A 13,346-nucleotide genomic window follows, 5' to 3' on the forward strand; every position below is an offset into this window, starting at 1 on the left:
ATGAAACGGCTGATCTATGGTTTGTTCAATCGTTTACGGTTTAATCAAAAACTATTTCTTTCTTATTTAATCGTTATTATCATTCCTATTATGGTGCTTGGCATATACGCCTACAACCAATCAAAGGACATGCTCAAATTGCAGGCACTGCAAGGGATTGATAAGAATGTGAATACCGTTACTCAGAATATTGACAATTCGGTTGAACGTTACAATCATGCGATTCGATCGATTGTATTTACTAAGATGTTTCAGAAGATTGTAGCCAACGATTATATTGACTTAGTCAATCTTTCACGGGATTTGAAAGATTTCTTGGATCCGTATTTTATCATGATGATGAACCTTGACAAGGACATTGAGAAAATAACCTTTTACACGCAAAGCACTGTTCCAGAATTCGGCGATTCAGTAGTCTCATATAAACGGGTTAATGAGAAGCCATGGTACAACGAAGCTATGAAGGGGATAGAACCGCTATGGAAATATGAGGATAACGAACTGTTTGTCATTCATAAATTCCCAAAAACTCTCAAAGAGCCCAATACGAATATGGTCTATATGCGAATTAATGAGAACAGTTTCTTCAAAAACATTACCGATCTAGATCAGGAGTATGCTGTCATTATCTCTGATGGCAATAACCGAATCGTATATGCGAATCAAAGTGCAAAGTTGATTGCCTTTGACTTCAAAGAAATGATGAAAATGAATGAGGGGACGGTACGCACCGGTCAAACGGAAATGTTTCTTGTCAAGAAGAAGATCGTGCAGGCTAATTGGACGGTCTATTGTTTCGTACCCGCAGCGCTTGTGTCCCATAACGCAGGTTCAATCATTAATGCGACGCTAATCGTGATCCTTGCTTGTATTGTCAGCTTGCTGATCATTATTTCGATCTTTTCCAAAACATTTATCAAACGAATATTCTCACTTAATGCGATAATGAAGCGGGTCGAATGGGGAGAATTGGATTTGCAGGTTCAAAGTGAGGCCAGGGATGAAATCGGCGAACTGACTAATCGGTTCGGCAAGATGCTTAATCGGCTTAATGAACAGATCGATGAAACCTATCGAAGTAAAATCATTCAGAAAGAGGCAGAGCTGAAAGCGCTGCAATCGCAAATCAATCCTCACTTCCTATACAATACGCTCTCATTCATCAATTGGAAGGCGCTCAAAAACGATGCGCCGGAAATTAGTCATGTCGTTACATCGATGTCGAAATTTTATCGGACGGCTCTTAATCAAGGCAACAATATTATTACTGTGCGTAACGAATTGGAAAATATCAAATCCTATATTGAGATTATTCAGGTTATGGGTGATTATAGCTTCGATGTGGTTTATAAGATCGATGAGGAGGTTAACGATTATTCAACAATAAATTTAATTCTTCAACCGCTCGCAGAAAATGCAATCAAGCATGGTATCAAACAGAAAAATAATGGAAAGGGTCTACTGTATGTTAGTGCCTGGCTTGGTAAAGGGACGGTCAATTTCGCGATTGAAGACAACGGTCCAGGTATGGAGAAGGAGATGATCGATACGATACTTACGATGCAATCGACAGGATATGGCCTCAAAAATGTCAACGAGCGTCTGCAACTGCGGTTCGGCACTAAATACGGCATCTCCATCCAAAGTCGACTTGGCTATGGTACAGTTATGACCATCGTTATTCCACAAAGCTTGTATAGTTCCACAGTATAAACAACTTATTCTCCCAAATTCAACTTCGCCCGCCGGCTAGCCGGACGGGTTTTTTTAACTCCGTAATAAACTGCATCATTTCTAAAATATTTGATAATTATTAAATAACTTTCCTATGATATATTCTCTTTAGCACAATGGAACCGCTTACAAAAAGGAGGAGATAAGCAATGAGCGATACGATTAGGGCAATTAGCACGAAACAGGTGCTGAGGAGGGAGAAGATAAAAAAATATAAACAATACCGTGTGCTGCTGATTATGATGATTCCGGCAGTTGTCTATTACATTCTATTTCATTATCTCCCCATGTACGGCGTATTGTTGGCATTCAAAGATTTTAAAATTACACAGGGCATCATCGGAAGTCCATGGGCTGGACTTCATCATTTCGAAAAGATCATGAACGACACGTATTTCTACACTGTGTTGAAAAATACATTAATTATCAGTTTAAGCAAGCTGGTGTTTGGTTTCCCGGTACCCATCATTTTTGCATTGTTATTGAGTGAGATTTCTAATATGAAATTCAAGAGGTTAGCTCAGACTGTATCCTATTTACCTCATTTTATATCATGGGTTGTCATGGCTGGGATATTCTTTACGTTGTTTTCCTTGGACGGTCCTATCAATGGCATTGTAAAACTATTAGGCGGCGATCCGATGTTATTCTTGGCGGATGATCGCTACTTCCGCACCATACTTGTGGCGACGAGTATTTTCCAAGGTTTCGGATGGGGTTCAATTATCTATTTCGCAGCCATTTCGAGTATCGATCCGCAGTTGTACGAAGCTGCTGTACTCGACGGAGCTGGCCGGTTTAAACGGATGGTTTATATATCTATACCAATGCTTGCGCCCGTTATAGCCATTATGCTTATTTTATCAATGTCCGGTATTTTGGATGCGGGTTTTGATCAAATATTCAATATGTATAATGTCAAAGTGTATAACGTTTCAGACATAATCGATACTTATGTGTATCGTAAAGGTTTAATTGAGATGAACTATAGCTACGCGACGGCCGTTGGATTGTTCAAATCCGTGGTTGCTTTGATCCTGATCGTTATCGTAAATAAGATAGTGAAATGGATCGGCGGCAAGGAGCATGCCATATGGTAATTTTCTTAATTAGACGAGGGAGCGAGAACGATGATTAACATAAAAAAATCAACGGCAGACAAAATAGTCGACGTCTTTTTGTATCTCATTCTGGCAGGTATTATCTTTATCACATTGTATCCCTTTTGGACGCAGGTCGTGATTTCTTTAGATGGCGCAGGAGCAGACAGTGCTGCTTATTCATCAGGCTTCATATGGTTGCCGACACAGCTCACGTTCGAGAGCTACAAGCTGGCCTTTAAGTTCGATGCGCTATGGACGGGATACTGGAATACGATTATTCGAACCGCGCTGGGTGTTATATTATCTATATTTTTCACAGCCATAACCGCCTATCCATTAGCAAAAAAAGACCTTCCCTTCAACCGATCGTTTACAAGCATGATTTTGTTCACGATGTTGTTTGCTGGGGGGACGATTCCTTCRTATCTGCTTATTAAGGAACTGAATATGCTTGATACGATTTGGTCGCTTGTTATTCCAGGTATGATTGGTGCGTTTAACGTGTTGATTATGCGAAATTTTTTTCGTTCGATTCCGGAAGAACTGGAAGAGTCGGCACGTGTGGATGGTGCAGGATACTTGCGGATTTTTACTCAGATCGTCATACCATTATCGAAGCCAGTGCTAGCTACGATTGCTTTATGGGTAGGTGTGGGCCACTGGAATGCATGGTTTGACAGCATGATCTACATTTCAGATCCGAATAAGCAAGTACTGCAGATTGTTTTACGCAAAATTATTATCCAGAACAACATGGCGGATATTAACAGCGTCATTCAAAATATCGGTAAAACAACAGAGTTTTCGGGACGACAGCTGCAAGCCACGGTTGTCATGTTCTCGATCATTCCAATGCTGGTCGTTTATCCATTTATCCAAAAGTATTTTGTCAAAGGCGTTATGATTGGTGCTATTAAAGGGTAACCCCCCTAATAGATAATATTTCATAAACAGAGAGGGCTGGTTGAAATGATGAAAAAGCGTATATTGCTAGGAGGGCTATCCACAGTCTTGCTGATGTCGATCATGGCGGGATGCGGCAAAAATGATTCCTCGGGTAATCAGACTGATAATGGGAATAAACAATCGGCAGTTAATGGAGAAGCTACGAATAAAAAAATGAAATTGATGTTTTGGAATTTAGATGAGAATCAAACGACAGACTCTGTCGGATTAAATGCACTGAAAGAGAAGTACAACGTCGATTTGGAAAGTATTGCATCAACCAGGGAAGCGATGAAAGAAAAACTGAACCTTCTCATATCCTCTGGGGAAATTCCAGATTGGTGGAAAGAGCCATCGTTTACGGATTACGATAAATTTCTCCAACAGGATGTTGCCGCTGAAATTCCGCAACAATTAATTGAACAAAATATGCCGAAATATACGGAGTGGCTAAAACGTTACCTTGGGGAAGATCCATTTAAGTATATAAGAAGAGATGGAAAAATCTATGGATTACCGGTCATCTGGGATATTGGTATCGATGGTATACAGCTTGGTTTTCGTGAAGATTGGTTGAAAAAAGTAGGCATAACAAAAACACCGGAAACGCTTGATGAGATGGAAGCTGCATTGACGAAATTCCGGAACGAGGATCCTGACGGCAATGGTAAAAAAGATACGTATGGCATCACTGCAGCAGGTGAAAATATCGAATCTATTTTCAGCTCCGTGTTTGGCGCATATGATGCTTATCCTAATATATTCCGTGAGAAAGATGGAGTAATCGTCCGTGGAGAAATTGAACCAGGCGCGAAGCAAGCGCTTGAAGTTCTGAACCGTTGGTATAAAAATGAATTGATTGATCCCGAATTTGTCGTTAATAAAGGTAATAATGTTGAAGACAAAGTGCTTACGGACAAAATAGGAGCGATTGAATATTATTGGTGGGCGTTCTTGCCGGGCAACGCATTCCTTGGTGGAGAACAGTGGTATGACAAGCTGGCTAAGAAGTACCCGGGCTTTAATTTTGCTATTGAAGGCGGAATTAAGGGACCCGATGGGAAATACGGCATATCACAGTACAACCCAGCCTTTGCATCGGGTGTTATGTTCGGTAAGCATTTAGAAAAAGACCAGGAAAAAATGATTAAATACATGCAAATTTTCGAAGCTAGCCAATTTGATCCGGAAATTTATGAAAAAATGAACTTTGGAGAGAAAGGTGTCCATTGGAATAAGAGTGACAAAGGAACGGTTGAATTCATCGCTCCATATACAGACGAGAAAGAACGCAAAAAAATAGGGCTTGGCGGTTACTCGATGGCAGGCTCGTTCAATGACTACGAATTTCAAACGTCATATACATCTGAAGAAAGTCTGCGTCAGCTTGCGAAGGATACACGTGCCAAGGGAACGAGAAATATTGATATTCTAGCACCATTCAACAAGCCCATCTACAATGAAACGCAAGATAAGTTGAAACAGTATACACTGCAAAATTTTATAGATTTTATTACGGGTCGCAAACCGCTGAGCGAATTCGATAGTTTTGTAGCTGAATGGAAAAAGATGGGCGGCGATGATGTGTTAAACGAAGCGCAACAAGTATATGACGACAATTTAAAATCATAATCATTTTGAAAAGCTAGTTATCGATCTAAGGATGCGCTTAAATGAAAAATTATGCAGCAGGGAGATAGGAGAACTATGTATACCATAAACGCTGGAGCCTTAAAGTTGCAGTTGAACGAAAAAGGTCAAATTACAGCTATGAACGATAGCAGAGATCATGCATATGCATCAATGACACAAACTACTGTGCTTATTCGCATTGTCATCGATGGTCGAATGGAGGTGCCTTCGAAGGCATCCTTGAACGCGGTACTGGGGCTAATAACATTTGAATTTGCAGATACCGGTGCTGTGGTCGATGTATTAATTGTAGAAGAATCGCAGTATGCGACATTTGAGATTCAGCGTATTGAAGGCGCCGATGTGGATGGGGTCATATGGGGACCGTATATGACAACGGTTGCCGGTTCGATCGGTGAATCGGTTGGTGTCGTTCATAATGGACAATTCGCGATCGGCCTTCAGGCATTGAACATCAAGACTGTCGGGGGGTGGCCGATCGAGCTCGATCGATTGGAAAATGTGCAGCAAAGTTATTCGGACAACGGGAACGTAAAGCCGGATCCTGACAGTCCGCAAATATCCGATAGTAAATTCGAGTATGATGTTTGCGCAGCATGGCCGACAAGCGAAGGAAGCCTGTTGCAGGCATTTGCCAGAAATCGGTTGAAGAGCTTTCGTCGTCCGGCATGGAACTTACCGCTTGTTCAAGTAGCGCCCATAAGTGGGGACGACGCATCAATCGTTGGAACAAGTATTGCTTTGTTCGGTTGTGAGTTACAGCATGTGCTTGAGACGATTGAAGCGATTGAGATTGGAGAAGGGCTGCCTCATCCTATGATCGAAGGGGTCTGGGGTAAAATATCGCCTATGGCAAACCAATCCTACCTGATTACGGATTTCTCCGAATCTACAATGTCCGAAGCTGTACGTTTTACAAAAATGGCTGGTCTCAAATACGTGTATCATCCCGATCCATTCATCAATTGGGGACATTTCACTCTGAAGCCAAAAAGCTTCCCGAATGGGGATGAGGGTTTAAAGTCTTCTGTGGCAATGGCAGAAGGTGAGGGTGTTCATGTCGGCGTGCATACACTATCCAACTTTACGACATTAAATGATTCCTATGTAACGCCAGTGCCGGATGAAAGGCTGCAAATGGCAGGCATGTCGCGATTAGTTGCAACGGTTGACTTAGAAGCAGATTGTATCGAGGTTGATGATCCCGCGCCGTTTCAACTACATTTGTTCCGGCATACAGCACAAATCGGAAGTGAACAAATAGAATATGATGGAGTTACAGAAAGTGCGCCTTGGAAGCTGACAGGCGTTAAGCGTGGAGCAAATGGAACAACCATCGCGACGCATGAAAGTGGTACGATTATAGGTCGACTATGGGATCACCCTTACGATGTATTTTTCCCGAACATTGAGCTGCAGGACGAATATTGCGTTCGCATCAACGATCTATTTATGAAAACGGGCTTGAAGCAAATATCATTTGATGGTTTGGAAGGCTGCTATGCAACAGGTCATGACGGGTACGGAGTGAATCGTTTTGTGAAAATGTGTTATGACGGCTGGGGAGAAGAAGTTATTAACGATGCTAGCATTGTCGTTCCGAACTATTTGTGGCATGTATTCACAAGGTTCAACTGGGGCGAGCCTTGGGGTGCTGCAACACGTGAAGGGCAGCTTGAATGGCGGCTTACCAACCAGCGGTATTTTGCCCGTAACTTCATTCCGTCAATGCTTGGATGGTTTCTTGTTCGTTCTGCTTCCGATCAGTTCGAAGCGACGTCACCTGATGAAATAGAGTGGGTATTATCGAAAGCGGCAGGTTTCAACGCTGGTTTTGCTTTAGTTGCCGATATGCAGGTGCTTGGGCGAAACGGTAACATCGAGTCGGTATTCACATCCGTGCGCGAGTGGGAGACAGCAAGACAAGCCGGCGCCTTCACATCCGAACAACGGGAACGGTTGAAGGACCCGAAAAGCGACTGGCATTTGGAAGCTTCAGGTGAAGGGAAGTGGAATTTATACCCTGTCCATATCTCAAAACCGCTCGTTTGCAACCCGGCGGAGCTGCAGCCAGGTCAGCCAGGGGGAGCAGATTGGACGTACTTCAACCGATATGCGGATCAACCGCTTAAATTTACGCTGCGTGTCATTCCTTCATATGGTAACGATGATGCTTCGATTAAACGTCCAACTTTTTATACGAACGGTGTTTATATGACGTTTGATACAGAAATTTTCGTGAATCAATATCTCGTTTGTGAAGGTGACAGAATCGGTAAAGTTTACGATCAGAACTGGAATCTGCTAAGAACCATTCATGCTTCCGCCGATGCGCCAATCGTAAGAACGGGTGGACAGACGCTATCATTCAGTTGTAAATTCGAAGGCGATCCGAAGCCTCTAGTTAGCGTCAGAGTGACGACTTGGGGAGAACGGGAAGAAGTAGTAAATTAAGCGACGGCCGTTTTCCTATACATAATAGGGGAACGGTCTTTTTTGGAGGAAGCAAGTTTGCAGGAAACCCACTCCCCATTATGTAAGTCTTCCAGTTAAGACCACTTCTGATTTCTGAGATGGTCCTCCCTTTTGTTACCTCTACTTTCCAGCCCTTTGTAATGATCATAAGTCCATCGCTACATACTTGTAGTAGCCAGCTTGTCACGCCGCTGATTTCGAGATGAGATATAATGGACAATCTGGTATGTCACTTCAGCGAAGAGAATTCCCCCAAATACATCAATGAGTGCATGCTGCTTGGTGAAGACAGTGGAAATGATAATAAGCCACAACAAAATGTACATAAAGACTCTAACAGACAGTTTGACAACTAATTCACGTTTCAAAGTTATGAATAGCAAATAACTCGTTAAGCAGTGGACACTTGGAAAACAGTTAAAGGGTGCGTCAGACTCGTAAATAAAATTAACAAGCCTGCTCGCCAAGTCAGCGCCATCAACATCGGGCCGAGGTACAAGGGTAGCAAAAAACCAGAAAACAACATTGCACGCCATGACGGAAATATTATAGATCAATAGAGTACGCCAATAAATACGGCGATGTTTAATAGCTAGATACAAAAAGCTTAGATATAAAACGGGCATCCAGCTTATATAAGGGAAGATAAACCATTTTACAAAAGGAATTAAAGTATCTATCCAAAAATAATCCAAAATAATGTCTGGTCCAATATTGCTGGCAATCCCCATATAAATAAACCCCTGAAGAGGAATGGAAAGAATGCCTAAAAGGTGTTTCCATTTTTCAATCCACATTTTCATTTTAGTCCTCACTCGCTTCTCTTGAAGTTTTATTCATTCTAAACTTCATCAGATGCCAGAACAATACACAAATGTAATACATTATTCAATTCGTTTTTGGAAAAACATATTTTAACATATGTTATTCTGTATTCTGTAATGGAGTAATGTTGCTCCTGAAGGTGCGGAGGGATCATATATGACAATATCTCAAAGTAAAAAAGAGTATTTGCGTCGCATTCATAAAGTGCAGGATTATATAGAAGCAAATGTATGTGATTCTCTTTCACTAGATGAGCTTGCTTCCATTGCCGGGTTTTCAAAGTATCACTTTCATAAAATTTTTAAAGGGATCGTGAATGAATCATTGCTGCAATACGTAAACCGAGTGAAGCTGGAGAAAGCACTAAATTTTCTCATTCATCGGCCAGATATGACAGTTACGGCAATAGCATATCGATTTGGTTTTACGGATACTTCGATTTTTTCACGGGCGTTTAAAAATTATTATGGTGTAAGCCCGAGCTATTATAGAAATCAATATCGCAAGAATTGCAAAGACTTGATAAAAATATCTCCTTATCATGAAAGTACGCTGAAAATGACAAAAAAGGATGATGAAAATAAGGTAAAAGGAAAGGTAACCATTGAGACGATTGGCGAGATGAATGTTGCCTATGTGAGACATCTTGGCAGCTATGGACAATTAAAGCTTGTTTTTGAATCACTCCTGCGACAGCTGTTCGCTTATTTAAGCAAATGGAACTTCATCGATTCGAGCAGCATAAAAGTGTTGACGATCTATCATGATCATCCGGAAATTACAGAGGATCATCATAGAAGAACCAGCCTTTGTGTGACAATCCCTAGCAGCGCTGCCCAATTCATCGAAAAAGGGGATAGTGATGTCGGAATCATGATTATACCTTCCGGCAAATACGCTGTAGGTCATTTTGAAATATACCAAAATGAGTATAGTGAGGCTTGGGACTATTTATGCGGCGAATGGCTGCCCCAAAGCGGTTATCTTCCTCGTGACACCTCAAGTTTTGAAGTATATGTCAGCGAACCAGACTCAAACCCACAAACAAAACATGTCGTAGATATTTATTTGCCGGTAGGACCTCTTGCATAGTCAAATCTAGAATAAGGGGCGATGAAATGGAGCAGAAAACCATAACGATAAAAGGGGCACGAGTGCATAACCTCAAGAACATAGACATTTCAATTCCAAAAAACAAGCTGGTGGCAGCAACTGGCGTCAGCGGATCAGGCAAATCCAGCCTTGTGTTCGATATTATTTTTGAGGAAGGACGCAAGCAATACTTGCAATCCTTAGGTATTGTTGCTGGGCTTGATAATGATGACAAATTCGACAGTATACAAGGTTTAAGCCCAGCCATAGCAGTGCAGCAAAATACGATCCGTCAAAGCAACACGCGCTCAACCGTAGGCTCAAAGACCAATATTATGAATAGGCTGGCACTGCTCTATGCTGGAGAAGGGTCAATCCGTTGCTCCACCTGCGGAACAGCTGTGAATGACAACCTATTCTGCTTAGAATGCGGGAATAGCGAGGAGCGATTGTCGCCAAGTTATTTTTCCAACCTTTCTCCACATGGAATGTGTATCAAGTGCTCTGGGCGAGGATCGTGTTTTGAAGTTGACCTAGAAAAGCTTGTATCAGATAGTCGAATGACTTTGGAGCAGGTTCTTGATGGAGTCGGCTTAACTCCTGGTTATTTGCGATTATTTCAAAGGAAGTTCCATTCATATTTAGCTATTCCTTTCTTACAGCTACCAGAAGAAGTAAGGGGAGAAATCATCTATGGGCATTATGCAAACGGCAATTCTGAAAAACGCAGCGCCTGTTTAACGAACATATTTCATACTCGCCTTCATAGAGGAGAACCGTTAAATGGTGTGTATGCTAATATTGTATGTTCCGATTGCTATGGATTTAGAGTGGGTGAAGAGGCACGAGAAGTGCTGTTAAATGGCAAGCATATTGGTCAACTTGGGCGGATGACAATCTCAGAAGTGAATGAAGTACTTGAAGATTTGCGCCAGCAAAACACGTTCACGATGATGGGTAAAAACTTGCTGCAAGAAATATTGCTTAAAACGAATAACTTGATTAAAGCACGTCTCGGTCATCTTTCTCTTTACAGAGAAATGCCAACTTTGAGTGGTGGAGAAATACAGCGATTATTTCTGCATTCACATTTGGATGCAAAAATGGATTCGATGATCTATKTTCTCGACGAACCTACTGCAGGACTGCATGAGTTTGAAAAATTGGATGTTTTAAAATTTATACAAGAACTCAAAGACCTGGGCAACACGGTGATTGTTGTAGAGCACCATAGTAATGCAATCAAAATAGCGGAGCACATTATTGACATAGGACCCATGGCGGGTATTGAAGGTGGAGAGGTTATATATGAGGGTGATTTAGAAGGATTGCTCCAGTGCAAGGAGTCTATCACTGGCCAATATCTTTCAGGCAAAATGACCATGCCGTCCAGAACTAAACATCCGTGTATTGAAACGGTACCTGTTCTAACCATTCGACATGCCAAAACGAACAACCTCAAGAATGTGACAGCTGCTATTCCTTTAGGTGTAATGGTCGGGATTGCAGGTATGTCGGGAAGCGGTAAAAGCTCGCTGATTTCAAATACGCTGCTCCCTCTCCTGAAAAACCATTTTCGTAATAAGCAGGAAGGCAACGAAGAAACCGAAATGGGTAATGAGGTAGAAGCCTTGATGACTCAAATGGTTGCGGATAGGCTGGAGGGCTTGGAGCATATTTGTGGCTATGCCGAAATATCACAGGCACCTATAGGCAGGAGCTCGAGCTCCAATCCTGCATCTTATATAGGCATTTGGGATAAAATTCGCAGCCTGTTTGCCAAACAGCCGGCAGCCGTGAATCAGAATTTTATTTCAGGCCACTTCTCATTCAACTCGAAAGGCGCTTGTTCGGTATGCTGCGGCAGTGGACATACGGCAATCTGGCTGGGCGGCAATTTGAAAATAGAAAAACCATGCACAGCATGCTATGGGAAAAGGTTTAACCATGACACGTTATCGGTCGAATACAAAGGTAAAAATATTTTTGACATCTTAGAACTGAGCGTCTCGGAAGCGGTTGTTTTCTTTGAAGGCAACAAGGTGATTGTGACAGCTTTGAAAGTAATGGATCGAATGGGGCTCGGATACTTAAAACTGGGTCAGCCCACTCCCACTTTAAGCGGCGGTGAAGCGCAAAGAATAAAACTCGCTAAAGAGATTGGCCGAAGACGGAAAGGGAATACCCTGTATATACTGGATGAGCCTACCACTGGTCTTAGTCTGTATGATACCGCAAAGCTCATTGAATTGTTAGACGAGCTTATAGCAAATGGGAATTCAGTAATCGTCATTGAGCATAACCCGGCTGTTCTCGCTTCCTGCGACTGGATGATAGAACTTGGACCTGGCGGCGGCCCAGAAGGAGGTTATATTATTGCAGAAGGTTCACCCGATGTGCTGAAAGGAAATCCAAAGTCCTTAACCGGGAGGTATCTATAATGCAAAGAGATTATTGGCCAACAACAGAGTGGCGGACGAGGGAGCCAGCAGCTCTTGTCATGGACACGGAGAAGTTTTCCGAACTTAACCATTTAATTAAAACCCAATATAGCAATCTAAATGGTATTGTTGTTGTGCATAAGGGTTATATCGCCTTTGAAAAGTATGAAAACAGCTTTATCGCTAGTGATACCCATCATGTAGCTTCGGTTACGAAAAGCGTGACATCTGCTCTCATCGGAATCGCTATAGACAAAGGATTTATCAAAAGTGTAGACGAAAAGGTACTGGATTTCTTTCCCGAATATGTTTCCGATGCCAGCGTCATTCAGAAGCGGGCGGTAACGATCCGGCAGCTTCTCACGATGACGGCGCCATTTCCTTTTACATGGAAACCAGGAGGGGGAGTGCGGGAGCCGCTGGACAGACTGCGGAGGCAAAAGGATTGGACCAAATATACGCTTGACCTATTAGGACAAAAAGGGCGAATGGGCGAGTTTCAGTATTGTACTGCGGGTGCACATCTGCTGTCGGTTATTTTGACACGCACGACAGGTAAAAGCGCTCGTGAGTTTGCAAATGAGCAGTTGTTTTGGCCAATTGGGATGAAAATCATTGCTGATCGCCAAATGAAATCGTTTGGTATCGAAGATCTATTTGGGAAAAACCTAAAAGGATGGATTCATGACCCTAACGGAAATTCGACAGGGGGTTGGGGGCTTTGTCTAACTCTTAGAGATATGGCGCGTTTTGGATTTCTATATTTAAATGACGGTATTTGGGAGGATAAACAGATCGTCTCCAAAACGTGGCATGATGAGTCGATCGCAATGAATGCGAACAAATACGGTTATTTGTGGTGGCTGCAAGAAGAGGATGGGAATTTTGCATATATGGCAATGGGTGATGGAGGCAATGCTATTGTTTGCATTCCGGCCAAAGATTTGATAGTATCCATAGCTTCCGAGATCGTCAGCAAACCTCGTGATATATGGCCTCTGATTAAAAATTGCATCATTCCTTCTGTAATAATCCGTTGAATATCCTCTATTTGCTATCGTATAGTGTTTGCTAGTCT

The 13,346-nt window shown here is 42.2% G+C and carries 9 protein-coding genes; 8 read left to right on the top strand and 1 reads right to left on the bottom strand.

What is annotated here, in order from left to right; all coding sequences use genetic code 11:
* From AB4Z50_RS17565 to AB4Z50_RS17585, 5 genes are all read left to right on the top strand, one after another.
* Complete coding sequence (locus tag AB4Z50_RS17565; protein ID WP_441880902.1) at nucleotides 1–1,713, top strand: sensor histidine kinase; 1,713 nt, start codon at nucleotides 1–3, stop codon at nucleotides 1,711–1,713.
* Nucleotides 1,714–1,883: 170 nt separating this feature from the next.
* On the top strand, nucleotides 1,884–2,834 hold the full coding sequence (locus tag AB4Z50_RS17570) for an ABC transporter permease (RefSeq protein ID WP_339203897.1): 951 nt from the start codon (nucleotides 1,884–1,886) through the stop codon (nucleotides 2,832–2,834).
* A 30-nt stretch (nucleotides 2,835–2,864) separates the two neighbouring features.
* Nucleotides 2,865–3,761 carry a carbohydrate ABC transporter permease gene (locus tag AB4Z50_RS17575; RefSeq protein WP_076271526.1) on the top strand — a complete coding sequence of 299 codons (897 nt, stop codon included), beginning with the start codon at nucleotides 2,865–2,867 and terminating at the stop codon, nucleotides 3,759–3,761.
* Nucleotides 3,762–3,806: 45 nt separating this feature from the next.
* Nucleotides 3,807–5,414, top strand: a complete 1,608-nt coding sequence (locus AB4Z50_RS17580; RefSeq protein WP_441880903.1) for an extracellular solute-binding protein — start codon at nucleotides 3,807–3,809, stop codon at nucleotides 5,412–5,414.
* A 75-nt stretch (nucleotides 5,415–5,489) separates the two neighbouring features.
* A complete protein-coding gene (locus AB4Z50_RS17585; protein ID WP_441880904.1) occupies nucleotides 5,490–7,889 on the top strand; it encodes a hypothetical protein in 2,400 nt (799 codons plus the stop codon).
* Nucleotides 7,890–8,068: 179 nt separating this feature from the next.
* Here AB4Z50_RS17585 and AB4Z50_RS17590 read toward each other — a convergent pair whose 3' ends face one another.
* Entirely contained in the window at nucleotides 8,069–8,713 is a 645-nt protein-coding gene (locus AB4Z50_RS17590; protein WP_441880905.1) for a phosphatase PAP2 family protein, read from the bottom strand.
* 178 nt (nucleotides 8,714–8,891) lie between these two features.
* Here AB4Z50_RS17590 and AB4Z50_RS17595 point away from each other — a divergent pair, with 178 nt between their 5' ends.
* Genes AB4Z50_RS17595 through AB4Z50_RS17605 form a run of 3 tightly spaced genes read left to right on the top strand, consistent with a single transcriptional unit; the run spans nucleotide 8,892 to nucleotide 13,308 of the window.
* Nucleotides 8,892–9,827, top strand: a complete 936-nt coding sequence (locus AB4Z50_RS17595; protein ID WP_441880906.1) for an AraC family transcriptional regulator — start codon at nucleotides 8,892–8,894, stop codon at nucleotides 9,825–9,827.
* Nucleotides 9,828–9,853: 26 nt separating this feature from the next.
* Nucleotides 9,854–12,268, top strand: a complete 2,415-nt coding sequence (locus AB4Z50_RS17600; protein ID WP_441880907.1) for an excinuclease ABC subunit UvrA — start codon at nucleotides 9,854–9,856, stop codon at nucleotides 12,266–12,268.
* On the top strand, nucleotides 12,268–13,308 hold the full coding sequence (locus AB4Z50_RS17605) for a serine hydrolase domain-containing protein (protein ID WP_441880908.1): 1,041 nt from the start codon (nucleotides 12,268–12,270) through the stop codon (nucleotides 13,306–13,308). Before AB4Z50_RS17600 ends, AB4Z50_RS17605 begins: the two co-directional genes overlap by 1 nt.
* The last annotated feature ends 38 nt before the right edge of the window (nucleotides 13,309–13,346 follow it).

This window comes from Paenibacillus sp. 2TAB26 (assembly GCF_052115145.1).
In the GTDB taxonomy this organism is placed as follows: Bacteria; Bacillota; Bacilli; order Paenibacillales; family Paenibacillaceae; genus Pristimantibacillus.